This is a genomic window from Clostridium sp. AF22-10, from assembly GCF_003478725.1.
GTDB lineage: Bacteria > Bacillota > Clostridia > Lachnospirales > Lachnospiraceae > Otoolea > Otoolea fessa.
Window position 1 is genome coordinate 51,515 of record NZ_QUFZ01000004.1, and the last position, 26,683, is coordinate 78,197.

Sequence of the window (26,683 nt, forward strand, 5' to 3'; positions counted from 1 at the left end):
GTTACTTACTTCTTACGGTTTTTAACCTGAAGAAAGATAAAGCCGCCGACAATAACGGCGACTAATGCGATAGCGATAATTGTCTTTGCTTCCATTACTCGTTACCCTCCTTTTTCTTCTTTTTGTGTGCAACAACAGAAGTTACGGCGATACCGACAGCAGAAAGTCCGGCAAGGACATACCAAAGTTTCATATTGGTATCATCTCCTGTTTTCGGAGTATCCCTCAACTCATTGTGCATTTTTACAACGGCTGTTTCATCAAGTTTGATAGTAACATTCTGGTCGGCAGGTGTGATATATGCGGCAGAGGCATTGTTTGCCACTTCGGATACGGTATATTCGCCAATACGAAGTCCCTCAATCACGATTTCGCCGTTCTTATCTGTTTCAAATGTCATATCATAACCGTTTGCTCCGGTTACTCTGAACGCAAAACCTTTAACCTTACCATCTGAAGATGTCTTGACGATTTTCAGTGTTCCACGCATAGCTTCATTGATAAATCCAACACCAGCCTTATTCTCAACGGAATAAGTTGTTTCGTCTTTCTCAATGAAAACAGAGTATTCTCCCTTATCAAGCAGGAAGCCCTCTGGTGCTTTTGTTTCACGGACAATATATTTTCCGTAAAGCAGCTCTTTCATCTCATAAATTCCGGTTTCGGTTTCTTCAAGATTTCCGATAAGTTCATCGCCATCATCAATCTTTCCGTTCTCATTGGTGTCCTTATATACCTCAAAGGTTGCACCCGTAAGTTTGTTATCTGGATATTCAGCGTCCATCTTCGTGAGTCTGATATTGCCGTGAACATACTCATTGACAATCTCAATTTCAACTACCTGCTCGGCTTTGCTGATATTGACCTCATACGCTTTTTCATCAAGAACAAATCCCTTTGGCTGCTCGATTTCTCTTACAATCCATTTGCCATAAGGAACTTTTGCAAAAGAAAAACTACCGTCTTTTGCAGAGGTAGTCGTCATAAGTGCAGTATCCTTTGTAAATTCTGTTTCTTCGGCTTTGAAGATACCGATAACAGCACCCTCAAGTGCTTCTCCGTTCTCGTCAATCTTCTTACCTGATACAGAACCATAGATAAGTTCATTCTTGATTTCTTTTCCATCATTCACTTTGATTTCAACTATTGCGGTATCCTGACCTGCATATTCAAACACAACCGGAGATTTCGTATCAGAGAGAACATAATGCTCATCGGTTGCAATCTCCTTGACATAGTATTTGCCAAACGGAAGGTCTGACTTCATAACAGCAGTTCCATTTTCATTTACGCTGACAATCTCAATCAGTCCATCAGCCGGAATAACTGTACCGCTTGCAGATACAATATCTTCTGCGGCATAAAGACCAAAGCTGATGTTTTTGATTTCTCCGTTGTCGCCAATACCAAATGTCTTATCCTTTTCAATGGCTTTTGCAAGGCTTACCTGCACTTTCTGTCTTTCGTTATAGAACGATGTGGAAGTTTCGGTAACAGAGATATTCTGACCTGCATAAGTAAGCTCTATCGTATGTGTTTCGCCACTGATTACCATTCCATAAGGTGCGGTAATTTCCTTGACCTCGTATTTTCCGAGATAAAGTTCTTTGCTCTTAACAAATCCATCGGAGCTTGTTGTGATAGTATCTACCACTTCGCCCTTTGAATAGCGGAGTGTACCGTCCGGTGTACTAATATCTTCCGCAGCACGGACTTCATAAACTGCACCCTCAAGTCCTGCCACTTCATAAACAGGCTGATAAATAACATCACTGTCCTCAGAACCACTTACATTGACACCACTAAATACTTCTCCGGTCTTTTCAACCGTGATAGTACCTTTCTGTGCCATATTCGGTTTATTGACTTTCACAACAGTTACGCCGCCTTCCTCTGTGGAATTTTCTTCGGTAATATCAAAATATACTGGAGTATCATCAAGTACATATCCGTATGGAGCTTGTACCTCTACGATAGAATATCCCTTGCCGTAATCCAGTTTCTCAGGTGTAACAAGAGAACCATTTGCGTCGGTATAGAACACATCAATCGTGGTCGGTGTCGGATAAGTAAAGGTCATTTTGACCTGATTGCCCTGCGGGTCGTAAATCTTAAATCCTGCTCCTGCATACGGAATACTCTTTCCACTTTCTGCGTCCACCTTGACTACATTGACAAAGCTCTCAAAATTACGGTTATTGATAAGATAACGGTAGGTCTGTGCGTTCTGTGAAATGAACACATCAAAATCGTCCATCATCTCTCTGCCTTCCCAACCGGAAGTCTGGTGTACGGTATAAATACCATACGGCATATCTTTTGTCTGACCGAATCCATTTTCATCGCAAACGATAGTATCTCTCTCGTCTTTATTTGCTGCGTCATAGCTTCCGGCAGATTTCAAATAAATCTCAAAGGAAGCACCCTTTTCAGGAGTTTCAATCTTTGTTTCTCCATCATCAGTGTGTTTAATGATAGCCACGTTACCTTTAATTACCTGCTCAGTTACATCATTGGAAGTAAGGTTGTGTTCCACCTCATAAAGTTTCGGGTCTGCACCTACTTCATGGATAGTCTTATCAAGCAAATATCCCTCTGACGGTGTAATTTCTCGGATTGTCCAGTCGGTATCACAAACATATTCTTTAGTAGTGAACTGACCGTTTTCATCAGTAACATACTTATCTACAAGCGTTTCGCCCTTATAGATACCATAAACTGCTCCTGAAAGTTTGGCATTGCCTGTGCTTCGCCTTTCTCAGCGTCGCTCTTTGTTACTGTTACAGTAAATTTCTTCAAAATGTTATTGAAGTTTCTTGTGGTTACTTCTTTCCACTTCACTGGTGCAGTCTGATTTTTTGGCACAACATAACGGATAGCTGTGTCCACTTCCTCAAGAGTATATGGTTCAGAACCACTGATAAGCACATCTTTGAAAGTTGCCACACCGTCTTTGTCCGTAACTGCATACTGGTCAACAGCATCACCAGAAAGAGAAGTACCGAAAAGATGGAACTTCACACCTTCAACAAGGTTATCTTCCGAGGACTTCACTACCTGAAGGTCGCCACGCTTCAATTTGTTATTGAAATTGACCTTTGCAACCTGCCCTGCTACAACAGTAACTCTATGTGTTTCCTGCGGCTCATACTTATCGTATGCCTGCTCGGTTACGGTATAGATACCCGGCATAAGGTTATCAATCTGGAACTTACCGCCATTGGCTGTTGTAACTGTCTGATTGATACCGTTTCCGGTAATCGTGAAGTTAACACCGTCAACTTTTCCGTCCTCACTGGTCTTTACAATCTGACAAGAACCATAGCTGACTTTCATCTTCACATAACCGTTGATACTGTCGCTTACTTCCTGAGCATAGCTGACAACATCTTGCACACTGGAGTTCTGACCGTGTTTACCCTCTGACCATACAACCACACCTCTGCGGACTGCATTTTTCTTCGTTGCGGTAATGGTAAATTCCTTACTCGGTGCAGTATCCATAGAAACAGTAAGTTTGTTACCATTCACTGAAAAACTTACTCCACTGATACTTGCCTTGAAATTATATTTGGACAGCACATTATTGGAGTCTGTCAGAGTAGTTGTGTACTTACTCCCGTTCCACTCAAGTTCTATTGTCTTTGCTGAACCGGATGATTTATTACAAAAGCTCGGTATGGTCGCATGGTTCTGTACACTCTGCACCATACTGTTGTAATAACTGAAAATCTTATTGCGGAGCGGATGCTTTGCATTGATGACATCTTTCACATTGCTGCAACCACTGGCTGCTACATGATTGAAATTCGTATCACGCTCTCCGATAACAGTTTCCCAGATAAGAAGCTGTGTGGCATAAGCCTGTGCAATACTGTTTGCTGCCGCTTCATTCTGTGACCTCCAAGAAGTCGAGATTGTTCCACGATAGCCATACTGTAAAATACGACCAACGAAAAGACGGATTTCATCTCCTGAAATAACCCCGTTGGCTGCAAGGTTATTAAAATAATTTTCGTCATACTTATTCATTGTCTGACCGACCTTGAGCGAAATTCCCGGCTCAATACAATAAGCAACATTGCCTGAGTATGAGCCAATAGCCTTAAGATTGGTAAAATTGGAACGTCCGGTATGCCAACCATTTTTCAAGGTCAAATTACTGTGTCCCCATACCCCATCGTAATTAGCATCGCCATCACGAGGGAAATCGACCATATAAACATCGGCTTTTTCTCCCGAAGCAGCATATGCTGTTGTCGAGCCAATGCCTGCAAAAGTGGTCACACACATAAGGGTCGCCAAGAAAAGCGACGTGACTCTTTTGAATTTTGACTTTATCATTGCGTTTCCTCCTGTAAAAATTGAAAAACACACCGTATCTCTACGATGTGCCTTTGTGGATTTTCTCTTACGACAAGATTTACCTGCCGAAAAACAAATGCGGATTTTTCGTTAATTTTTCATTTTACCATACACCTCCAGTCCGTTCATACTGTGCGATTGCCCCTTAGAGATAGACATATACTTTGAGATACTTATATTCAAGTGAGATAATATATATCATTTTCGGTAGGTAGAAATATAACTAAGGGGTTAGAGTGTGAGAAAGGGGAACTGTAACTCAGGCTATCTGCTGTCACGTTCTGCACGATTACGCAAAAACTTGTTGTAATGCTCCAATGCTTTACAAACAAAATCCTCCGTCTGACTGACGGGAATGTTTTTCGGGATAAGCTGTCTTACTCTGTCGCCCCTCAACACGATTTTTTCCTTTTGGTTCGGCTTTTCCTCAGACATAACAGCGTGGATTGCTTCGGTTGTAAGGTTGCCCTCGTTGAATAACTTTCGCATACGGATTGTCTGGTCGTGTGACGGGGTTGCGTCATTCAGGTCGATTTCGTCAACCACATCACGCTGGCAATCTTCATCGAGATAAGAAAGTTCTACGGCAGGACGCATTTTAATACGCCCCTCGTCAACAAATTCAAGCAGTTCAGGAACAAGGTTTGTCAGACGAATATAACGACGAACTTGCGTTTGACTGTCGCCCGATTGTTCTCCGATTATTTGAGCAGTTTCTTTGCCATCCGACTTCCGACCCAGTGGGTTGGAAGTTAAATCTGTTCTTTTCCCTTGTCTGCTTAATGCTTCCAAACGCATTTTATATGCAAAGGCTTTTTCACTTGGCAATATCTCTGACCTCTGGAAATTACTCTCAACCATTAAAATGGTCGCTTCATCTCTGCTTAGGTCTATAATCTCACTTCTCAGTGTTTCAAATCCTGCCAGTTCACAAGCTCGCTTTCGTCTGTGTCCTGAAACAAGTTCATATCTGCCGTCCTCTTTCTGCCTTACCGTTGCCGGAGTAATCACTCCTCTTTCCTTGACACTCTCCACAAGCTGCATCATATCTTCATCGTCCCTGACCTTAAACGGGTGGTCGGGAAAATCATCAATCAGCTCCAACGGAATGTCTCGGATTTTTGAAAGCTGTTCTTCATCTCTCTGTGCCTGCGTGGTAAATAAATCATCGAGCTTCGTGAGAGTGAAGTCGCTCTTTCTTCCTGCCATCGGCTAACACCTCCTTTGTAAATTCAGCGTATGCCTTAGACACTGTGCTGTTTGGCTCATAAGCATAAATGCTCTTGCCTTTGGAAGAAGTTTCAGCGGCTTTTACGGCAATCGGGATTTGTGTTCGATACATTCTTATCTGATTACCGAAATTCGTCCTGAGTGCTTCCACCGTACTCTTTGCAAGGTTTGTTCGGCTATCCACCAAAGTAAGCAGCATACCGTCTATCTTAATATCCGGATTGATATACTTCTTTACTTTTGAAATGGTCTGCACAAGCTGTGTCATACCCTTTGCAGGCAAATACTGAGCCTGAACCGGAATAATAACACTGTCTGCCGCCGATAAAGCATTGAGAGTAACCATACCAAGTGAAGGCATACAGTCTATAATTACATAATCATATCTGTTCTTCACTTGACTCAGATAGTTCTTGAGTGTAGTTTCTCTGCTCATTGCGTTCATAAGGTTAAATTCCATTGCTGAAAGCTCAAGGTTTGCCGGAACAAGGTCAACACCTTCTTCGTGGTGCAGGATACCAACCATAGGGTCTGTCATCGTTTCATTGATTACATCTGTGAGTTTCGTTGCAAGCGTGATACCCAAGCCGTCTGTATCCTGCCAACCAAGACAAGTCGTTAAATCTCCCTGCGGGTCTGCGTCTATGAGCAATACTTTCTTGCCCTGCATTGCAAGCCCGACTCCAAGATTAACTGTTGTGGTGGTTTTTCCAACTCCGCCTTTCTGGTTACATACGGAAATCGTTTTGCAGTTTGACACTTCTTTTTGCCCTCCTTTCTGAAAATTCATAGCCACCGCATTATGGCTATGTACCTGACCGACTCATTTCCTAATCGGTCATAGCAATATTTGTTCTCAACACCCCTTGCCAAGCAAAATGCTCATGGGAAGTCACTAAGGAACAGACTGCTTATCTGTATCATAGGATTCTAACCTCTGCCGGGTACTCCGCCAGCTCCGTAGAGAAGTATCATTATCATTCTGACTGTCATCGCCATATCAGGGGCAACCTGATACTCATAGCCGGAGTTCTCGCTATTCTGAAATACAAAAATTACGGCGTACCTGCTAAAGTGGCTATCATCAGAAATAAAGTCTTAGTGAATGACTTATTCAATTTTCAAGCGAAAAGGCTTCCGTTTTTGCTATCCGGAATGAACCCCTTCACTCATTTGGACAAAGGGGTATGAAATGCACACCCAAAATCTCCGCTTTTCCGAAATTTTCTAAAAATTTTTTGAAATAAAAAAGCCGCCTGCTCCGGTTAGGAAACAGACGGCAAATCAACGTTCTAAATGTATTCAATTTTCAATTTCTTTTTCTTTGCTTCAAGCACTTTACATAGAACATCATCTACTGCGTCGGTGTATCGCCCCTGAGCTGCTAAATTGTTCTTCAGTTCGATGAGCGATTGTATCACTCGGCTTCGTTCTTCTTCATTTAAGTATAGATGATAGGTTTTCTCTCTCATTGGCTGTCCCTCCATCTTTCAAATGTATTTTTGATTATCTCCACATCTTCCTCGGTATCGGAAGAAATAAATATATGTACGCTCTGAAAAGCTTTCTTTAAATTATTGGCATAATCCAGTTCTGTGCCTTTCATCGGCAGCTTAATCAGCCTTATTCCTCTTTGCTTGCACATATATGCTTTCATTATTTCTAAATTCTCATCGGCACTTCCTGACTCAATAGCCAACTTTTCTGAAGGTATGTATGTTTCAAGCGGAACTCCAAGCAATCGGTCAGAACCAAGTTCTGCTTTCAAGCCTTTCTTATTAGAATAATAGCTGACAGCCAAAGCAGGAAATAGAGATAAATATTCTTGCTCACAAATTCGGCAGCCTTTCTTCAATATCGTCCTTTCACTTATCTTCATACTCCATGAATGACCGTGCCTGCATTTCCACCACGCTCTCTTTGCTGAAGTTCGTGATACCTCTGTCGGCTTCAATTTATTCTGTTCATAATCCCATTCACTGAGAAGCTGACTGTCCGTTGTCGCCAAATCATTATATCCGGCAAGGACTTCTCTCTCTGCACAAACGGGGCATACCGTACCTTTCACACGGGCATTGATAACAGATTTCCACTCGTTACCGCATTTACTGCACCTCCACCAGACATTTTTTCTCGCCTTTGCATTTACTTCATCAGGTTTCAAAGGCAAGTTCTTCTCCGACCACTCCGAAGCAATTTCAGGGTGTGTTGTCTGCAAATCGTTAAACCCTTTCGAGAATATGTACCCACTGCAATACGGGCATTTACTCCCACCGGAACGGGTAGAAATAAGGGTGTTCCACTCTCTGCCGCAATCCTTACACTTCCACCACGCCTTACGATTGGCAAAGACCGTAACCTGAGTTGGAAGTAACGGATAATTTCTGTCCGACCACTCGGCAGCTATACCCGGCAGAAGTGTTGCAAAGTCATTAAATCCTGCCAACACTTTATTATGAGAGCAGTACGGACAACCTGTTTTATTTATTGTCCTGCTCTTAACGGCAGCTTCCCACTCGTGTCCTTTCTCACATCTCCAAATCACTTTCTTATGAGAGCCAATAGAAACCTCTGTCGGTTTTATCTTATTCTTTTTCGACCACTGCTTTACCAATAGTGGCTCTAATGTCGCCAAATCGTTAATACCTGCAATCACTCTCGCACCGGAACATATCGGACATTTTTCTCCATTAGAACGAGCCTTAACGCTTGTTTGCCATTCGTGTCCGCAAGTACCTTTCCACCATACTTTTTTATTTGAACCAAAGGTAATATCATCAGGTGTAAGCGGTAAATTCTTCTCCGACCATTCCGTAATAAGCTCTGGGTGTACTTCTGCTAAACTGTTGTTCATAGCCAAACCTCAACCTCCTTGTGCTTAGAGTATATGAAGTTTTGGCTTTATCTTGTAGTTTGCGAATATCCGTATAAATAGAAAAAGCCCTTTGGGAAAGGGATTTCTCCTCTCTCAAAGGGCAAGTTGGCAAACTGGAAGTTATAGTGCAATCTTTTTCCATTTTCTAATCTTGGTTCTAAAGGTTCCGAACGGAGCAACTGTATTAACATGTATGAATTTGTATACTTCCCAGACAGCTGTTTTAGTTGCTTCGTCAGCCCATTTTCTCATATGTGGTTTAAATAATTCTTCCTCACTCAGAGAATCAATCATTACATAAATAGAGTTGATATTCTCATTCAATCTGTCTTTCAATTCTTGCAGTGACAGCTGAGCATATGTATCTGTGAACCATTGATATAATTCGTCAAGCTGATTCCACTTAAAATTATCCGAAGGAGTTTTGACAGGAATACCCTTTCTTTCGTCTGATTCCCATTTAATAACAAGAGTTGTCCAGCCAACCTGATAAGCAAGATTTTCTGCCGGAGTTCGATCGACCTCATCAATTCTCTTATCTTTTAAATGCTCCGGAATATCATTAAATTCTGAAATATACTTTGCAAAGCTTTTATTTATCTCGTTTTTAAGCTCGTCTTTATTCTCATATGTTCTCAATAGTCTATCTCCTCAGCTTCCGATTTTCCAGTTTCAAAAAAAGGATTTTTCAAATTAGTCTTTGCAAATAACCTTTGAACCTTCACCATCAATTACAATTCCCTGATGGTTGTTAATAGGGCATAGATTCAAATCCGAAAATTCAATCATTATTTTCTCGGTAACTTTCTTAAATGGTGCTGTAAGATAATGCGGAAGAACATAGAAATCAATCAAATCAAGCCCTGCATCATCTTCTTGTGAGTAGTCCTCCGGCTTTTCATCCATTTGCTCGATATATTGGATGCTTGGAGCGCATATAATCGCACCTGCCGATTCACCAATCATCAGTTTTCCCTTTGCCAATTCTTTTTTCAACAGCTCATCCGTTCCCGTTTTACGGAGCTGGTCTATAAGGAAAAAAGAATTTCCGCCGGTAAAATATATCACATCCGCATCTTCAAAAACAGACTGTATCGTTGAATAAGCCTCCGTTGAAATATCAATTTCAGTTACGATTGCTCCCAACTTTTTGAATAATTTTCGAGCCGAGCCGACATAACCGGTGTAGCCTTCACGCAGCGAAGCTGTTGGAATAAATGCGACTTTTTTATTTTCAATTTCTTCCTTTATCAGACTTCCTACACTTGAAAAGTGCGAACATAAAAACAGTTTCATCAATATTCTCCTTTATATATAAATTCTAATTTTCCAATTTAACAAACTTGAATTTGTAAATATCATTTTACATTTTTATATGAAATCACAATATGACTTGGTGCAAATAATACTGATGCAATAATCAATAGCACTGACCTACTCATAATCCCACTAAATAAGAACAACATTGAAGGAATAATAGAAAGTGCTAATGCTCTGAAAACGCTGTTTTTCTTAAAACATATAATCCAAATAGCACAATAAAGCATTACCAATATGGTATCTACAATCAGATATAGTGCAAATGCTTCGTCAGACCACCACCCGAACCAAGTTCCCGGAATATTGATTATCATGAATCCGAAACAACCCAATCTCCCTACTTGTTCTGTGACCTCAACATATTTATTATTCCACTTATTATCAAATCCATCTTTGCACTTAATCGCAAATACAACATTGGGTATCATAATGACTGCAATAAAAATCAGCCCAAAAACATTAAACCATTCCATATTATCTACCATCACAAACTCTGATTTGTATTTCTGTTTGTTTTAAAAATGGGCAACTCCGATTGGAATTGCCCACTCATTGCACTAATTATGCGATTTTTTCTTGCTTGCACTTAATTTTGCATCAATTGATGTAAGTTTGATGTAAATCGCTGTTTTTTTAGTTTTTTATCAAATGAAGTACGTCCCGTCTATTCGGTAAAACGGTACATCTTTACATCATCTTAATAGAGCTTTGCACCTGCTGGAATGTGGTCATCAACCATCAGAAGATGGAGCTTTTCTTCGCCTTCTTCTTCGTGGATAGCACTGAGGAGCATACCGCAAGAGTCAATGCCCATCATAGCTCTCGGTGGAAGATTTGTGATAGCAATAAGAGTCTTTCCAACCAGTTCTTCTGGCTCATAAAAGCTATGAATACCGCTTAAAATGGTTCTGTCTGTGCCTGTTCCGTCATCAATCGTAAACTGTAACAATTTCTTTGACTTCGGTACTGCAACACACTCTTTAACCTTTACTGCACGGAAATCTGACTTGCTGAATGTATCAAAATCAACAAATTCCTCAAATAAAGGCTCTACCTTTACCTTAGAAAAATCAATCTTTTCAGACTCAGTTTTTACATTTTTTTCAGGTGCTTCAGAAGCTGTATTATTTACATCATTTTTCTTATTTACACCATCTAAGGACTTCATTGTCGGGAACAGCAGTACGTCACGGATTGCCTGAGAATCGGTCAACAGCATAACCAGACGGTCGATACCGTATCCGATACCACCTGTCGGCGGCATACCGATCTCCAGTGCGTTCAGGAAGTCTTCATCCGTATGATTTGCTTCCTCATCGCCAGCAGCAAAAGCCTCTTCCTGTGCTTTGAAACGTTCTCTCTGATCGATCGGATCATTTAACTCAGAGTATGCGTTACACATCTCGCGGCCGTAGATATACATCTCGAAGCGCTCAACCAGCTCCGGATTGGACGGTTTTCTCTTGGTCAGCGGAGATACCTCAACCGGGTGATCCATAACGAAGGTCGGCTGAATCATCTTCTCCTCGCAGAACTCCTCAAAGAACAGGTTGATGATATCACCCTTCTTATGGCGCTCCTCAAATACAACATTGTGCTCTCTTGCGATTGCCTTTGCTTCCTCGTCAGTTTTAACAGTGTTGAAATCAACGCCGGAGTATTTCTTAACTGCATCGATCATGGTGATGCGCTCGAACGGCTTGGACATATCAATCACAGTGCCGTTATAGCTGATGACAGAGCTTCCGCAGACTTTCTCAGCCAGGTAGCGGAACATACTCTCGGTCAGTTCCATCATGCCCTCGTAGTCGGTGTATGCCTGATACAGCTCCATCAGGGTAAATTCCGGGTTGTGACGGGTATCAACACCCTCGTTACGGAATACACGGCCAATCTCGTAAACACGCTCTAAGCCGCCTACGATCAGTCTCTTTAAGTAGAGTTCCAGAGAAATACGCAGTTTTACATCTTCATCCAGAGCATTATAATGGGTCTCAAACGGACGTGCAGCCGCACCGCCGGCATTAGCTACCAGCATCGGGGTCTCCACTTCCATAAATCCGCGTCCATCCAGGAAATTGCGGATCTCCTTGAGGATCTGAGAACGTTTTACAAAGGTGTCTTTTACTTCCGGATTCATGATGAGATCCACATATCTCTGACGATAACGGATATCCGTGTTGGTCAGTCCGTGAAATTTCTCCGGCAGAATCTGCAGACTCTTGGACAGCAGTACGATGGACTCTGCGTGAACGGAGATCTCTCCCATCTTGGTGCGGAATACGGTACCTTTGATTCCGACAATATCACCGATATCCATCTTCTTGAAATCTTTATAAGCCTCTTCGCCTACGCTGTCTCTGGCAACATAAGACTGGATATTGCCCTTTAAATCCTGCACATTGCAGAAAGATGCCTTACCCATCACACGTTTGGACATCATACGTCCTGCGATCGTAACCTCTTTGCCATCCATCTGCTCAAAGTTATCCTTGATCTCGCTGCTGTGTGCAGTTACATCAAATTTTGTAATCTGGAACGGATCCTTTCCGTTGTCCTGAAGGTCTTTCAGTTTCTCGCGGCGCACCTTTAATAACTGATTTAAGTCCTTCTCCTCGTTCTTATTCTGCTGATTCTGCTCTGCCACTTTCTCTTTCACTCCTTCGTCTCTTTATGATACTCGCTGGATGTCCAGGATCTTGTACTGGATAACGCCCGCCTGTGTCTCTACGTCTACGGTCTCGCCAGCTTTCTTGCCAAGCAGGGCACGACCAACCGGAGACTCGTTGGAGATCTTACCATCTAAGCTGTTTGCCTCGGTGGAACCTACGATCTTAAATTCCATCTCTTCATCCTCTTCGACATCCAGTACCTTTACCTGGCATCCGATGCTGATCTTATCCAGATCGATCTCATCCTCAACAACAACCTCTGCGTTTTTCAACAGTTTCTCAAGGTCTACGATTCTTGCCTCGATGTCTCTCTGTTCATCTTTTGCTGCATCATACTCAGCGTTCTCAGACAGGTCGCCCTGCTCTCTCGCCTCTTTGATCTTCTGTGCAATCTCCTGGCGTTTATTTACTTTCAGATCATGAAGTTCATCTTCATACTTTTTCAGTCCTGTGTAAGTTAAAATGTTCTTCTTTTCTGCCATGACAGCTATCCTTCCTTCTATCGATTCATCATTGAATCCCCTAATAATTGCATCGCACTATTATACATGATTCTTGGTGTAATGTCAAGAATCACAAAGTGCCATAATGGCTTTAAAAACAAGGGAAAATCCTACATTTTCGTGCTTTTTCTGTGCCTTCCGATTTCGTCCACCCATGTAACACAACCATCGTTTTGATTCCACACATTCATCCTTCTCTTAAATTCTCTCATCCACCAGCCGTTCCAGCTCCTCCAGCGTCTCCACCTGGTTTATATCATTGCGAAGCGCCGACGAATGTGGAAATCCTGCCGTATACCATGCCACGTGCTTACGCATCTCCCGCATTGCGATCTCCTCGCCGCGAAATTCCGTCTGAAGCGTCCCATGGCGGACAATCATCCTCTTTACTTCCTCTGCAGTCGGCGGCGGCAGAAGTTCTCCGGTTTCCAGATAGTGGAGAATCCGTTTAAACAACCATGGATTTCCTTTCGCGCCGCGCGCCACCATGATGCCGTCGCAGCCGGTTTCTTCCTTCATTCTCTTGGCATCTTCCGGTGTAAATACATCACCGTTTCCCCAGACCGGGATTGAAACCGCCTCTTTGACCTGACGGATAATGTCCCAGTCCGCCTTTCCGGAATAATACTGCTCTCTCGTCCGTCCATGCACGGCTACCGCCGCCACGCCGCAGCTCTCTGCCATCTTCGCAAACTCAACCGCATTGATATTCGAATCATTAAATCCCTTGCGGAATTTAACCGTAACCGGTTTATGAAGTTTCTTTACCATCGCCGTCAAAATCTGCTCTGCCAGCTTCGGATCCTTCATCAGTGCCGAACCTTCGCCGTTGTTGACAATCTTTGGCACCGGACAACCCATGTTGACGTCGATGATGGCATACGGTCCTTCCTCCAGCTGCAGCGCCATCTCGCTCATAATCTCCGGATCTGAGCCAAACAGCTGCACCGCAACCGGCTCTTCTTCCGACCGCGTCTCCAATAACGGCTTCGTATTGCGGTTCTTGTAAAGAAGCGCCTTCGCGCTGACCATCTCCGTGTACATCAAACCACATCCCTGCTCCTTACAGAGCAGACGGAACGGCAGATCCGTTACCCCTGCCATCGGTGCAAGAGCGATTGCATTTTTTAATTCTACGTTTCCAATCTTCATTTTATTTCTAATCTTCCTGATACCGTTCCATCTGCTCGTCGTCTAACAGTTCGTCCGCCGGGATTCCCAGCACCTTCACCTTATAATACAGCTCCAGCGATTCCAGCAGCTCACGCTTCTCCGCCTGATACTGCTTGATTTTAAGCGCGCTTCCGATCTCGTCAAAGAGGTAATCATTCTCCTCCGCCTCAACCTTAAACTGCAGTCTGCCATCCGGCATAAACTCCAGCAAAATAATACCGCCGATGTCCTCTGTGTACATGACACACATGATCTGCAATTCCTGCTTAATTGACTCCGGCAGCCCCGAAAACTGCTCATTCAGATAATATTTTTCCACATACGAATTCGCACCGCAGAGTACGGTGGAGTCCCCATCTGTATTGGGATTCTGCATTTCTGCCATTTTCTTGCACCTCCATCTGTTTCATTTTCCATTGCCCACAAACAGGGCTGACGCACGAACGGAGAGCAGGCTCTCCCTTTATCCCTGAGAAGCCTGTTCTCCGTTCATATGCCAGCCCATCTCACAAGCAGCCATCAAATTCCTTAACGAATCAGCAGCTTACTAATCTCATACTGATCTTCCGGAATATCCTTCTTCATATTCAGCGCCTCCTGAATATCAAAATCCAGAAACTCGCCGTGCTTATACGCTACCACGCGGTTGGTCTTTCCTTCTTCCAGCAGCTCCACCGCCTTGGCGCCCATGATGGACGCATAGACGCGGTCTTTACAGGTCGGCGCGCCGCCTCGCTGCATATAACCAAGGATCGTCGCACGTGTCTCGATGCCGGTTGCCGCCTCGATTCGCTTCGCCATCGACGCGGAATGTCCGATGCCCTCGGCATTAATGATAATATGATGTCTCTTGCCGCGTTTCCGGTTATCGATGATGCGGTTGATCAGCATCTGCTCATTGCCATCGTACCGCTCCGGAAGCAGAATATCCTCGGCGCCGTTAGCGATACCGCACCACAGGGCGATATATCCCGCGTGGCGTCCCATAACCTCGATGATACTGCAGCGCTCATGGGAGGTGGAAGTATCTCTTACCTTATCGATCGCCTCCATCGCCGTGTTGATCGCGGTATCAAACCCGATCGTATAATCGGTGCAGGCAATATCCAGATCGATCGTGCCCGGAAGACCTACCGTATTGATTCCCAGCGCGGATAACTTTCCGGCGCCGCGGTAGGAACCATCGCCGCCGATGACGACCAGACCGTCAATGTTGTGCTTGCGGCAGATTTCTGCGCCGCGCTTCTGACCTTCCTCGGTCATAAATTCCGGACAGCGGGCTGTGTATAAGATCGTACCGCCACGGCCAATCGTATCTGCCACGCTGGTTCCGTCCATGTCCACAATCTCTTCCTGCAAAAGTCCAGCGTAACCACGCATGATACCTTTTACCTTCATGCCCTTGTTGATCGCCGTCCGGACCACCGCACGGATCGCTGCATTCATACCCGGCGCATCGCCGCCGCTTGTCAGTACACCAATCGTTTTAACCTCTTTTGCCATCGCTTATTCCTCCGTCCTAAGGCTTTCCGCTTCACATCCCCAACCGTGAACCAGCCGTTTTATTTTCGAATCTTTTGACCCTTCTGATACCAAATTGTTCTGCACTGCGTGCTACCACAATTTTCAAACAATTTTATTGTAATTCATTTTATAGGTCATTTCAAGATTTTTTATGATATTTTTTTAACATGTCGCCAAAGCGTGTTACTGTTCACACATACGTGCCCAGTTACCAAAGCTTTCAATGTCCAATGCAAATTTTAACACTTATGAAGAAATCTTCCCCAGCGGCTTCTCCACCACCTTGACGTTCTTCTCGCCCAGCATCTCGCTGAGCGTCGTCACCAGCGCCTCGCCTGCCCGCACATTCCAGTTGCGCGGCAGAACCTTTTTCGCGCGCTCGCGTCCCAGGTAAATGATCACGGTGTCATTTCCATCGCTTGTTTTCAGGAGGTCGAGAAGTTCTTTTTCGCCCGCCAGATACGCGTCCTTGTCCGCATACTGAATCCACAGCTCGCGCGGCACCCGCGAAAATGGGATAATCTGCTCGCAGATCAGTTTTCCGACCGGCTCATCGCCGACCGATGCGCGCCCGCGGATAAAGACTTTTTCATCCTTGATCAGCATATCGCGCCGTTTTTCATAATCCTTCGGGAATACCAGCACTTCCACACTTCCCGCCAGATCTTCCACCGTCAGGAACGCCATCATCTTGTTATTCCGGGTCGTCTTAACCGTTTTCTCGGTGATCATTCCGCCGATCGTCACATACGCGCCGTCGTGAATCACCGCCGAACCTGTCTCCTCATCCACAACAAAATCGGAGCTCTTCGCCGTCACATTTTTCTCCCAGGTGCCGATATATTCCTCCAGCGGATGCCCGCTGACGTAGACGCCCAGCATTTCTTTCTCGTATGCCAGATATTCTTCCCTCGAATACTCTCCGACATTCGGAAATGTGATCTGAAAACTCTTCTTGTCCTCTTCCGCTGCAAAATCAAAGAGTGACATCTGCCCTTCCATCGTATTTTTCTTCTCTTTATTCTTCTGATCGACCATCGAGCCGCAGACCATACATTTCTGCTTGCGGGTTCCCGGCAGCCCGTCCATCGCACCGGATTTGATAAAGCTTTCCAATGTGCGCTTATTGACCTCCCTGCCCGACATCCGGTCAATGAAATCTTCCAGCGATCGGAATTTTCCATGTTCGGTCCGCTCCCGCACGATCTCATCCACCACCGACTGACCGATACTCTTGATCGCCGATAAACCATAGCGGATCGCGCCGTCCGAAACAGAGAAGCCGCCCTCGCCCTCATTGATATCCGGCGGCATGATCTTCATACCCATCTGACGGCAGCTCATGATATATTCCGATACCTTCGTAACATTATCCTTGACCGAGGTCATCAGCGCCGCCATGAATTCGACCGGATGGTAATATTTCAGATATGCCGTCTGGTAGGAGACAACCGCATACGCCGCCGCGTGCGACTTGTTGAAGGCGTATTTCGCAAAATCGATCATCTCATCGTAAATATGGTTCGCCGTCTTCTCGTCGATCCCATTCGCAATACAGCCCTTTACGCCCTCTTGTGCATTGCCGTAGACAAAATTCTGGCGTTCTTTCTCCATGACTGCCGCTTTTTTCTTTGCCATCGCACGGCGCACCAGGTCGCTTCGTCCCCAGGTATAGCCAGCCAGATCGCGCACGATCTGCATAACCTGCTCCTGATAGACGATACAGCCATAGGTCGGCGCCAGAATCGGTTCTAACTGCGGGCACTCATAGACAATCGAAGCCTTGTCATTTTTGCCTTTCAGATAACGTGGAATGAAATCCATCGGACCCGGACGATACAGGGAAATACCGGCGATCAGATCCTCCAGGTTTTCCGGCTTTAACTCTTTCATGAATCCTTTCATGCCGGAACTCTCCAGCTGGAACACACCGTCATTTTTGCCGGTTCCAATCGAATCCAGCACCTTTTTATCGTTGTAATCGATCTTATCTATATCAAGCGGTTTTCCGGTCGTTTTCTCCACCAGGCGAACCGCATTCTGGATAACCGTCAGGGTTCTAAGACCCAGGAAATCCATTTTCAGAAGTCCCAGCTCTTCCAGCGTCGTCATCGTAAACTGGGTCGTGATCGAACCGTCAGATGCCCTGGACAACGGCACATACTCATCGACCGCCGCACGGCTGATGACAACGCCCGCCGCATGCATGGAGGTATGTCTCGGCAGCCCCTCCAGACGTTTACTCATGTCGATCAGATATTTGACCGAATCATCCGACTCATACGCCTCACGCAGATCCGGACTGGCTTTGAGCGCCTTGTCTAGCGTCATGCCGAGATCACCCGGAATCATTTTTGCGATCGCATCACACTGTGCATACGGCATATCGAGCGCGCGCCCCACGTCGCGGACAACACCCTTTGCCGCCAGCGTACCAAAGGTAACAATCTGCACGACGCGGTCTTTTCCGTATTTCCGCACGACATAGTCGATAACCTCCTGACGCCGTTCGAAACAGAAATCGACGTCGATATCGGGCATGGAAACTCGTTCCGGGTTCAGGAAACGTTCGAAAATCAGCTGATAGCGGATCGGGTCGATGTCCGTGATCTCCAGACTGTACGCGACGATACTGCCCGCCGCCGAACCACGTCCCGGACCGACCATGATACCGTTTGATTTTGCAAAATGGATAAAATCCCACACAATCAGAAAATAATCGACATATCCCATCGAATGGATAACATCCAGCTCATACCTCAGGCGCTCCCGCAGCGTCCCATCGTCGTTCGGGTAGCGCTTGTGAAAGCCCTCCCCGCAGAGCTTCTGCAGATATTCCCAGGACGTATATCCGTCCGGGACATCATACTGCGGCAGCTTCGTCACGCCAAACTCGATCTCGACATTGCACCTCTCGGCGATCTTGTGCGTGTTGTCAAGTGCTTCCTGGGCATACGGAAACAGCGCACGCATCTCCTCCTCGGATTTGACATAGAACTGCCCGCCCTCATAGCGCATCCGGTTCTCGTCCGTGACTTTTTTGCCCGTCTGGATACAGAGCAAAATATCGTGCGATTCCACATCTTCTTTATAAATATAGTGGCAGTCGTTCGTCGCCACCAGCGGAATCTGCAGTTCCTGACTCATCCGCATCAAGCCCTGGTTGACCGTCCGCTGCGCCGGGATGCCGTGATCCTGCAATTCCAGAAAGAAATTGTCCGGTCCAAAGATATCGCGGTATTTCTGCGCCGACTTGCACGCTTCCTCATACATGCCTCTCGACAAATACCTCGGGATCTCGCCCGCCAGACACGCGCTGAGTGCAATAATGCCTTCATGGTAGGTTCTCAGCACCTCGTCATCCACACGCGGTTTATAATAAAATCCCTCGACAAAGCCCTTGGAGACGATCTTCATCAGATTCTGATAGCCGGTATTATTTTCCGCCAGCAGAATCATATGATAATAGCGATCCTCGCCGCTTCCCGCCTCCCGGTCAAAACGCGATCCGGGCGCCACATAGATCTCACAGCCGATGATCGGCTTGATCCCATTTTCTCTGGCTGCCCGGTAAAATCGATCACGCCGTACATGACGCCGTGGTCGGTAATCGCCAGACTGTCCATCCCCAGTTCCTTCGCCCGGGCGGTCAGTTCTTTTATTTTACTCGATGCGTCAAGCAGACTGTACTCTGTATGCACATGCAGATGTGTAAATGCCACCTTTTTCCTCCCATTCAGATCTTTTAAGGGACTGCCGTTTCCCGCGAAACGACACCCCCTCATCTATCAAAGCTCTTGTTTAACTGTTACGTCCCCTGTCTCTTTCCGAAAAACGGTCAGAAATCTGGATTTCTACTGATTGCTCAGATATTTCTCAATTCCCTCGATCGCACTCTCCTCGTCGCTGCCATCAGCCGTTACCTTTACGTGCGCGCCCTCTGCCAGTCCCAGCGTCATCATGCCCATGATGCTCTTTGCATTGACGCGTTTTTCTTCACTTTCCACATAGATGCTGCTCTCATACTGGCTTGCCACCTGCACCAGCATCGCCGCAGGACGTGCCTCCAGACCTGAACTCAAACCAATTCTGATTTCCTTACTTGTCATAATATCCTCCTCATCGAGCCCCGCTCGAAAAAAACGGCAAAATCCGCTGCCACTACTGTATCGCACGGAATTTTCCATCCGGGAAATTCCTGCCTGTGAACAATAACCTAACTTTACTCGCCCCGCTCTTCGCGGAGGCTTTCAGCTACTGCACTTATCTTTCTGAGCCTGTGATTGACTCCCGATTTTCCAACTGGATGGCTCAGATTCTCCCCCAATTCCTTCAAGGTCGCATCCGGCATCTCCAGACGAACCTGTGCTACCTCTGAAAGAAGCTCCGGCAAGTAATCCAGCCCGACCGTATCACGGATGTATGTGATGTCCGCAAGCTGCTTGACTGCCGCCGAAACAGTCTTATTGATATTGGCAGTCTCGCAGTTGACCTGACGGTTGACGCTGTTTCGCATTTCTTTCAGGATCCGGATATTTTCCAGCTCCATCAATGCCACATGCGCTTCCATCAGTCCCAGAAGTTCCACAATCTGACTGCCTTCTTTTATATATACCACATAATACTTCTTTCTGACAACTATTTTCGCATCGATGTCGAATGTCAGAATCACATTCTGAAGCTGCACCGCCTTTTCAAGCGACGCGCATACGATCTCAAAATGATAAAATTTCTCCGGATCGCTTAAGGATCCGGCTGCCAGAAAAGCGCCCCGGATAAATGCCTTCTTGCAGCACGCATTCTGAATCACCAGATTCCGCACCACCGAAAGGTTTTCCCCGACATTTCCCTGCGCATCCACCATCTTGACCGCCTCCAGCACCCGGAGTGCATTTTCGTGATCGCGCACCAGAAGCGTATAAGAACGGCTCTTTTTTAAAAATGCATTGCGCCGGATCGAAATGTCCGCCTTAATATTAAATGTATTTTTCAATAATGTAAAGTATTTTCGTGCAACCGCTACGTTTTCCGTGTGGATCCGTATACTGAAATGATCCTCTTCATCGATATGAATCTTGCCGCAAAGGCTCAAAATCGCCGCCAGCTCTGCAATCTGGCAGTGCCTCGCCTTGCTCAGCTGATGCGACAGCTCTTCCTTTACCCGGGCTGAAAATGACAAAGTCCTCTACCTCCGTTTACCCTTTTGTCCGGTTATCCATCTCTATGTCCCGATGTTCCAGTTTAAGCCCTATTTCCGAGTGCTCCTTGAGGCGCTCATAGAGCCGGTTCGCCACCGTAACTGAACGGTGCTTTCCACCGGTACATCCTACGGCTATGACAAGCTGATTCTTTCCTTCTTTTACATAGTACGGAAACAGGAAGTCAATCATGTCATAGAGTTTATCCAAAAATACGTCTGCCGTCCCGCCGCGGCGCACAAAATCCTGCACCGCCTTCTCATTGCCGGTATGGCTTCTTAAATTCTCATCATAATAAGGATTCGGCAGAAAACGGACGTCAAACACGAGATCCGCGTCCGACGGAATCCCATATTTAAAGCCAAAGCTTAAGATCGTCACAAAGAGGCTGGAAAAGCGCTCGCGCCCCATGAAAATCCGTTCCAGTTCCGCCTTGAGCTCCCGCGTCAGAAGCGTGCTGGTGTCCAGAATATAGTCCGCCCGCTTTTTCAGGAAATCGAGTTTCAGGCGCTCTTTCGCAATACCGCGGTCCAGCCGCTCTTTTCCTGCCAGCGGATGGGAACGGCGCGTTTCCTTATATCGCTTGATCAGCACCTCATCGCTGGCATCCAGAAACAGGATCTCATACGGGAACTGGATGTTATTCCAATCATTCAGCGTTCCCTCCAGCTGTGCCAGCTCGTCGCCGCTGCGGACATCGATTCCCAACGCTGCACAGCTTACCTCCCCGCTGCTGCTCTGCACCAGCTCCGCAAATTTTCCCACCAGCGGGATCGGGAGATTGTCAACACAGTAAAATCCCATGTCCTCCAGCATTTTCAGTGCCGCCGTCTTTCCGGCTCCCGACATACCGGTTACGATCACAAGCCGCATATTGTTCCTCCCTTTTCCATACTCTATATATCTATATCTTAAAAGCCCAGCATCTTTACTTCCGTCTCCAGTTTCACCCCAAACTGCTCATACACGCGCTTCTGCACCGTCCCACACAGCCCCGCGATGTCCGAAGCCGTCGCATGGTCGCGGTTGATAACGAAACCACAGTGTTTCTCCGACACCTGTGCGCCGCCCTCCTGATAGCCGCGAAGTCCGGCATCTTCGATCAATTTTCCGGCGAAATAGCCTCAGGGCGCTTAAAGGTGCTTCCGGCACTCGGATATTCCAGCGGCTGTTTTTCCCGCCGTTTGGCTGCCAGTTCATCCATCCGCACCCGGATCGCTTCCGGATCACCTTTCTCCAGACGGATCCGCGCCGATAAAACGATATATCCGCGCTCCGGGATGCAGCTGTGGCGGTAACCCAGATCCAGTTCTTCCGTTTTAAGCTCTTTTACCTCGCCGTCCGGCGTCATCACGCGCACAGATTCCAGCACATCCTTTAATTCTCCGCCGTAAGCGCCCGCATTCATGACCGCCGCGCCGCCCACGGTTCCAGGATCCCGGCTGCAAACTCAAATCCGGTCATTCCATCTTTCTGCGCCTCCCTGGCGGCACGCGAAAGCAGCACACCGGCGCCCAGCTCATAGACGCCCGGTTCGCTCTCCGGACGAACCACCTCTGTAAACTGGCTTCCCAGAAGGATCATCACGCCCGGATAGCCCGCATCACTGACAAGCAGATTGCTTCCATTTCCTAATATGTAATACGCTTTCTCTGCCTCCCGGCACGCCGCCAGCACTGCCGCCAGCTCTTTTTCGCCCTCCGGGGTCACAAAATAGCGGGCTGGTCCACCAGCCCGAAAGGTCGTATGTGCGCTCATCGGCTCCTGCTCCCGCACGGAAGCAGCGCCGATGGCATCACAAAGTTTCTGATAAAAATTAGACATATCTATTTTCCTTTATTCATTTCATAACGGCTCCATCCCTTGCAAGTCTGGATTTCCGCACTAAATCACACGAATCCGACTGCGTGAAGCGTTCCATCAATCTCTTCTTGCCAGATTCGCCTGTACCCGCTTGTACATTCTTTCGCCGCATTATATCCCATCTTCTTGGTACGATAGTTGACTGCCGCCGACTCTACGATGATTGCCAGGTTACGTCCCGGACGGATCGGGATTGAATGGCATACAATCTTGTTGCCAAGGAACTCGGTATACTGATCTTCCATGCCAAGGCGGTCATACTCCTTGTCCTTATCCCACTCTTCCAGCTTGATTACCATGTCAATCGACTGTGTATCCTTTACGCTCTCTACACCGAACAGCGTCTTGACATCGATAATGCCGATACCGCGAAGCTCGATGAAATGACGGGTAATATCCGGTGCCGAACCGATCAGGGTTTCATCGCTGACGCGGCGGATCTCGACCACATCATCGCTGACGAGACGGTGACCGCGCTTAATCAGTTCCAGCGCTGCCTCACTCTTGCCGATACCGCTCTCGCCCATAATCAGAACACCCTCGCCAAATACATCGACCAGTACGCCGTGAATGCTGATCATCGGCGCCATCTTGACGTTCAGCCAGCGGATGATCTCCGCCATCAGATCCGAAGTCGTCTTCTCCGATACCATGCACGGAACCCCATAATGGTTACACAGCTCCAGCACTTCCTCCTCCGGTGCCATGCCGCGGCTATATACCAGACATGGTATACCCGAAGACAGCAGTTTGTCAAACATTTCCCGGCGGCGCTGCGGAGTCAGGGTCGAGATGTACGCATTTTCCACATAACCGATGATCTGCACACGGTCCTTGTCAAAATGGTCGAAAAATCCAGTCAGCTGCAATGCCGGACGGTTCACATCCGCATGCACCAGCATAACATTGTCCGTCTCCAGCTCCGGCGTCATATTGCGAAGCCCCATCTTATCGATCAGTTCTGTTATCGTCACTCCACCCATACTTTTGTCTCCTTTTATTTTTACTATTGTCTACATCCTATCACATCTTCCCCTGCTTGTCATCACGGAAAAATATATAGACTGCCTCGGCGGCTGCCCGGTTCATCTGTGGCGCAGCTTCCAGCTCCTCCACGCTCGCCTCCCGGACTGCTTCGATCGTCTTGAACGTCCGCATCAGAGACTTACGGCGCGCTGGTCCGATGCCCTTGATATCATCCAGCACGGAGCGCACCTGCTCCTTGCCCCTAAGACTCCGGTGGTACTCGATCGCAAACCGGTGCGCCTCGTCCTGAATCCGGGTGATCAGCTGAAATCCTTCCGAATGGCGATCGATTGGAATTTCCACATTCTGATAATACAATCCCCTCGTCCGGTGGTTATCATCCTTTACCATGCCACAGACCGGGATTTCCAGCTGAAGCTCTCTTAATACCTCCAGCGCGATATTAACCTGTCCGCGTCCGCCATCCATCATCAGCAGATCTGGAAAACGCGTAAAACTTCCCATCGCCAGATCGCCGCCCTCGGCTTGCAGTTTCTTCGTCTCCTCCAGGCCATGTGAAAACCGCCGCAGCAGCACCTCGCGCATCGAAGCGTAGTCGTTCGGTCCCTGCACCGTCCGGATGCGAAATTTGCGGTAATCATTGCGTTTCGGACGTCCATTTTCGTAGACAATCATCGAACCGACCGACTCAAAACCGCTGATATTGGAAATATCGTAGGCTTCTACCCGCTTGATTCCCGAAAGTCCGATCCACGATCCAATCTGGTTCATCGCCCCGATCGTCCGAAGTTCCTCGCGCTTGATCTTCTCCTTATCCTGGGAGAGCACCATCTTCGCATTCTTCTCCGCCAGCTCGACCAGCCGCTCTTTCTCGCCCATCTTTGGCACGACAAAGCGCACCTTCTGTCCCCGGCGCGCGTCAGGAAGCTGGCGATAACCTCCGCGTCCTCTAACTCCTCCTGCACCCAGATCTCATGCGGCACAAACGGCGTTCCCGCGTAAAACTGTTTGACGAAGCTGTTTAAAATTTCTGCCTTGCTCTCCGAGCCGGTCAGATTCATATGGAAATGTTCCCGCCCAATAAGCTTGCCATCGCGCACGAAAAACACCTGCACAACCGCATCGCGCTCATCCTTCGCCATCGCGATAATATCCCGATCTTCCATGCTCTGGCTCGTAATCTTCTGCTTCTGCGCCACCTTTCTGACACTTTCAAGCAGATCCCGATACTCAATCGCCTTCTCAAACTCCATCGTCTCGGACGCCGTCCTCATCTTTTCTTCCAGATATTTCATGACCGGCTCATACTGTCCATTTAAAAAACCGACCGCCTGCTTCACCGATTTCTGATAATCTGCCTGTGAAATATACCCCTGACATGGCGCGTCGCACTGGTGAATATGGTAATAGAGGCACGGACGGTCCTTTCCCATATCCTGCGGCAGCTTCCGGCTGCACGCCCGGATCCGGTATATCTTCCGAATCAGCTCGATTGTGTCTTTGACTGCTCCCGCGCTCGTAAAAGGACCAAAATACTTATTTTTATCCTTTTTCATCTGGCGTGAAAACAAGATCCGCGGGTACTCCTCCGAAGCCGTCACCTTGATGTACGGGTACGTCTTGTCATCCTTGAGCATCGTATTGTAGCGTGGGCGGTGCTCTTTGATCAGGTTGCACTCCAGCACCAGCGCTTCCAGCTCCGAATCCGTCACGATGTACTCAAAACGTGCTATCTTCGAGACCATCTGCTTGATCTTCGCCGTCTTATCCCGGCTGCTCTGGAAATATTGGCGGACTCGGTTTTTTAGGCTGATCGCCTTGCCGACATAGATGATCGCGTCCTTCGCATCGTGCATAATATAAACACCCGGCTGCCCCGGCAGTTTTTTCAGTTCTTCTTCTATTTGAAACATCTCAAACCATCCTGTTTTCTAATCTGCTGCCACCACGTTTTCTTACGGCACTTTCGGTTCCAAAAGTGCCTACCCGTGAACAGTTACCCAGACTCTTCTGCCAGACAGCCGCTCATTTTCCATACCGCAGGCGCGGTGCATCGTACCTCTGCTGCATCCGGATGCACTGACGGATCGCGTCAAGCTCTTCCTCCACGCTTCCACCGACCGGATTCATATCCAGACAGAAGCAGAGACTGTCGAGATCCCGCTTGGCCACCTTGCCGCTCATTCTCTGGAGTACTTCCAGCCTGCCCTCGGTCGTTTCCTGATCTAGAAACTCTGCCACAAGCGGATGCAGCTCCGGTTCCTCCTGCGGTATGTCCCAGGAATGAGTGGCTGCGTCAGACATTTTCGAACGGCGAACACCTTCATTTACGACATGAGTCGTTCTGGTTGTCCTTATTTCCTGCTGTTTCGAATTTTCCCACGGACCCGCCGCAATCCGCTCAAACCGGTATCTCTGCGCCGCCTCCGGATATTTTACCCGATCTACCTCTTCCATAAACATAGAAAGCGGTCTAACCCAGACGCCATATTCTCCATAGAGCGCCTGATAGACAACCATCTTTTCCCCCGTTTCCGAGTGGGTCGCCACCGCCAGAATCTGATATTCTTTATTTTTAAAATGCCGGTACCGCTCGCCCGGCTTTGGAATTTCCCGCATGAATGCTGATACCTCCTTAAAACATCTCGCTAAGTGTTCACATTATATCACGATTCGCCGTTCGCCTTAAATCTGCAAGCAGCTTTCTGGCTCACTTGCGCTCATTATATCATAAGAACGTATTCTCACCCGTCCACTCACGAACCCGCGCTATCGCGCTCCACCGCCCTGCTTCGCATGGCTGTTCGTTCGTTAATGGCGCAAGAAAAGAATATGTCTGCTTCGCAGCCGCATTCTTTTCTTCTGCGCTCATTATATCACATTTTGTATGCCCTTTTCTGTTTTTTATCAATTTACATCCAGATTTTCTTTCCTCCATCCCCATCGCCTGTACACAAAAATTTTCGCCAGAAA

16 protein-coding genes and 5 pseudogenes are annotated in these 26,683 nt (G+C 47.0%); all 21 read right to left on the bottom strand.

Annotation, left to right across the window (positions count from 1 at the left end):
- Positions 1-94: 94 nt before the first annotated feature.
- Positions 95-4,344, bottom strand: a pseudogene (locus DWX91_RS04000) (SpaA isopeptide-forming pilin-related protein).
- A 285-nt stretch (positions 4,345-4,629) separates the two neighbouring features.
- Positions 4,630-5,574 (bottom strand): ParB/RepB/Spo0J family partition protein, encoded by a 945-nt coding sequence (locus DWX91_RS04005; RefSeq protein WP_118538343.1) that lies wholly within the window; start codon positions 5,572-5,574, stop codon positions 4,630-4,632.
- On the bottom strand, positions 5,531-6,355 hold the full coding sequence (locus DWX91_RS04010; RefSeq protein ID WP_118538345.1) for a ParA family protein: 825 nt from the start codon (positions 6,353-6,355) through the stop codon (positions 5,531-5,533). The genes DWX91_RS04005 and DWX91_RS04010 overlap by 44 nt, the downstream gene beginning before the upstream one ends.
- A gap of 532 nt (positions 6,356-6,887) precedes the next feature.
- The gene (locus tag DWX91_RS04015; RefSeq protein WP_002594660.1) at positions 6,888-7,067 is read right to left on the bottom strand and encodes a hypothetical protein; all 180 of its coding nucleotides are present in this window, start codon (positions 7,065-7,067) and stop codon (positions 6,888-6,890) included.
- Positions 7,064-8,449 (bottom strand): zinc-ribbon domain-containing protein, encoded by a 1,386-nt coding sequence (locus DWX91_RS04020; RefSeq protein ID WP_118538347.1) that lies wholly within the window; start codon positions 8,447-8,449, stop codon positions 7,064-7,066. Before DWX91_RS04020 ends, DWX91_RS04015 begins: the two co-directional genes overlap by 4 nt.
- Before the next feature lie 141 nt (positions 8,450-8,590).
- Positions 8,591-9,109: a ClbS/DfsB family four-helix bundle protein gene (locus tag DWX91_RS04030; protein WP_118538349.1), complete on the bottom strand. Its 519-nt coding sequence runs from the start codon at positions 9,107-9,109 to the stop codon at positions 8,591-8,593.
- 54 nt (positions 9,110-9,163) lie between these two features.
- On the bottom strand, positions 9,164-9,766 hold the full coding sequence (locus DWX91_RS04035; RefSeq protein ID WP_118538351.1) for a Type 1 glutamine amidotransferase-like domain-containing protein: 603 nt from the start codon (positions 9,764-9,766) through the stop codon (positions 9,164-9,166).
- Positions 9,767-9,828: 62 nt separating this feature from the next.
- The gene (locus DWX91_RS04040) at positions 9,829-10,275 is read right to left on the bottom strand and encodes a hypothetical protein (RefSeq protein WP_005330834.1); all 447 of its coding nucleotides are present in this window, start codon (positions 10,273-10,275) and stop codon (positions 9,829-9,831) included.
- A 212-nt stretch (positions 10,276-10,487) separates the two neighbouring features.
- Positions 10,488-12,437: a lysine--tRNA ligase gene (gene lysS / locus DWX91_RS04045; RefSeq protein WP_118538425.1), complete on the bottom strand. Its 1,950-nt coding sequence runs from the start codon at positions 12,435-12,437 to the stop codon at positions 10,488-10,490.
- 24 nt (positions 12,438-12,461) lie between these two features.
- Positions 12,462-12,944, bottom strand: a complete 483-nt coding sequence (greA, locus tag DWX91_RS04050; RefSeq protein WP_107001044.1) for a transcription elongation factor GreA — start codon at positions 12,942-12,944, stop codon at positions 12,462-12,464.
- 219 nt (positions 12,945-13,163) lie between these two features.
- Entirely contained in the window at positions 13,164-14,117 is a 954-nt protein-coding gene (gene dusB, locus DWX91_RS04055; RefSeq protein ID WP_118471997.1) for a tRNA dihydrouridine synthase DusB, read from the bottom strand.
- A gap of 7 nt (positions 14,118-14,124) precedes the next feature.
- The gene (locus tag DWX91_RS04060; protein WP_022359305.1) at positions 14,125-14,523 is read right to left on the bottom strand and encodes a DUF6145 family protein; all 399 of its coding nucleotides are present in this window, start codon (positions 14,521-14,523) and stop codon (positions 14,125-14,127) included.
- Between the two features lie 143 nt (positions 14,524-14,666).
- On the bottom strand, positions 14,667-15,641 hold the full coding sequence (pfkA, locus tag DWX91_RS04065) for a 6-phosphofructokinase (protein ID WP_117795852.1): 975 nt from the start codon (positions 15,639-15,641) through the stop codon (positions 14,667-14,669).
- 267 nt (positions 15,642-15,908) lie between these two features.
- Positions 15,909-19,384 (bottom strand): annotated as a pseudogene (locus tag DWX91_RS04070) (DNA polymerase III subunit alpha).
- A 132-nt stretch (positions 19,385-19,516) separates the two neighbouring features.
- On the bottom strand, positions 19,517-19,771 hold the full coding sequence (locus DWX91_RS04075) for an HPr family phosphocarrier protein (protein WP_107001048.1): 255 nt from the start codon (positions 19,769-19,771) through the stop codon (positions 19,517-19,519).
- A 113-nt stretch (positions 19,772-19,884) separates the two neighbouring features.
- Positions 19,885-20,841, bottom strand: coding sequence for a DNA-binding protein WhiA (gene whiA, locus DWX91_RS04080; protein ID WP_022359301.1), 957 nt, complete (start codon positions 20,839-20,841; stop codon positions 19,885-19,887).
- A 16-nt stretch (positions 20,842-20,857) separates the two neighbouring features.
- Entirely contained in the window at positions 20,858-21,733 is an 876-nt protein-coding gene (rapZ, locus tag DWX91_RS04085; RefSeq protein ID WP_022359300.1) for an RNase adapter RapZ, read from the bottom strand.
- Positions 21,734-21,771: 38 nt separating this feature from the next.
- Positions 21,772-22,684 (bottom strand): annotated as a pseudogene (murB, locus tag DWX91_RS04090) (UDP-N-acetylmuramate dehydrogenase).
- Between the two features lie 96 nt (positions 22,685-22,780).
- A pseudogene (gene hprK / locus DWX91_RS04095) lies at positions 22,781-23,706 on the bottom strand (HPr(Ser) kinase/phosphatase).
- A gap of 40 nt (positions 23,707-23,746) precedes the next feature.
- Positions 23,747-25,623 (bottom strand): annotated as a pseudogene (gene uvrC, locus DWX91_RS04100) (excinuclease ABC subunit UvrC).
- A gap of 112 nt (positions 25,624-25,735) precedes the next feature.
- Entirely contained in the window at positions 25,736-26,329 is a 594-nt protein-coding gene (locus tag DWX91_RS04105) for a DUF1653 domain-containing protein (RefSeq protein WP_118471994.1), read from the bottom strand.
- Positions 26,330-26,683: the final 354 nt, after the last annotated feature.